The organism is Methyloceanibacter marginalis (genome assembly GCF_001723295.1).
GTDB classification, from domain to species: Bacteria; Pseudomonadota; Alphaproteobacteria; order Rhizobiales; family Methyloligellaceae; genus Methyloceanibacter; species Methyloceanibacter marginalis.
Genome location: NZ_LPWD01000205.1, coordinates 1 through 1,282, shown reverse-complemented (window position 1 = coordinate 1,282; position 1,282 = coordinate 1). Strand labels below are relative to the sequence as shown.

Below are 1,282 nucleotides of genomic sequence, written 5' to 3'. Positions count from 1 at the left end.
CTCGTCCCCGCGCAGGCGGGGACCCAGCGCAATCATGAAGAGCGGACACATAGTCCTGGATTCCGCTGTCGCGGGAATGAGCGGTGGCAACGCTCTCCCCGGGAGTCCGGCATCCGGACATGGTCCGGGTGTCGGACGGGTGGGGTGTGGGCGTTTTCGATGCGCTACCGCTTCGCTACTTCAGCGCATCTCCCCACCCGCCGCGCCAACGACTTCGCCTTCGGCGAAGATCGGGACGCGGCTGCCCTCCCCTCGCGGGGAGGGAGGGATCGCGCCGCCGCACACTGCGCCTCACGTATAGCCCGTGAAATCTTCGCTGTGGATGTCGTCGTCTTCGATGCCCACGTCGTCGAGCATCTGGCGCATGTCCTCGCACATGTCCGGCGTGCCGGCGATGTAGTAGTGCGGCTTCGGCAGACCGCTCGCGGCCGTCTCCACCATCTCCGGATCGATGCGGCGCGTCTCGCCGTCCCAGCCGTCGCCGTCCTCCGGCGCCGTCATGGTCGCGACCATGTGGAAGTTGTCGAGCCGCTTCGCATGCGCGCGCAGCTCGTCCATGTAGGCCGCGTCCCGTGGCCGGTGATTGGCATAGAGCAGCGCCATGGGGCGCGGGCTGTCCTGCTCCGCCTCGCTGCGGATGATGCTGATGAACGGGGTGATGCCGATGCCGCCGGCGATCATGACGATGGCGCGGTCGGGCTCGTCATGCAGGGCCATGGTGCCCTTCGGGCCGACGATGATCACGCCCTCCCCCGGCGGGGCTTGCGCGAGCGGCTGCTTGTAGGCGCTCTTGCGCATGCGCGTGCCGACGGTCAGCCGGTCCTCGTCGGGCGCCGAGACGATGGAGAAGGTGCGCCGGCGGTCGCCCGTCTCGCCGGGAAACCCCTCCGGCAGAACGACGTCGATGGACTGGCCCGGCGTGAAGTCGAAGCCCTCCGGCTTCTCGAAATGGAATGCGCGCGCGGCCTGCGCGATCTCCTCGCTGCCCAGAAGCGTGCTGTCGTATTTGCCCATGATGCGAAGTATAACGCGAAACAGCGCCCACGTTTCCCCGCGCTTCGCCCCACCCGCCGCGCCAACGACTTCGCCTTTCGGCGAAGATCGGGGCGCGACGACCCTCCCCTCGCGGGGAGGGAGGACGCCTATCCCCGCGTTAATCCCGCCCTCGAAAACGCGCGTACAATGCCTGCATCCCTCGTCCATGAGGACGCGAGCTGCAGACCGTCTGCTTCTCGGGGTGAGGGACGCGGCGCCCGAGGTGGCACGGTACGGCTGGGATGTC

General features: G+C 68.2%; 1 protein-coding gene. It reads right to left on the bottom strand.

Translation table 11 applies throughout. From position 1 onward, the window contains the following. Positions 1-291: 291 nt before the first annotated feature. The gene (locus AUC71_RS08415; protein ID WP_069623909.1) at positions 292-1,014 is read right to left on the bottom strand and encodes a ferredoxin--NADP reductase; all 723 of its coding nucleotides are present in this window, start codon (positions 1,012-1,014) and stop codon (positions 292-294) included. Between the last annotated feature and the right edge of the window lie 268 nt (positions 1,015-1,282).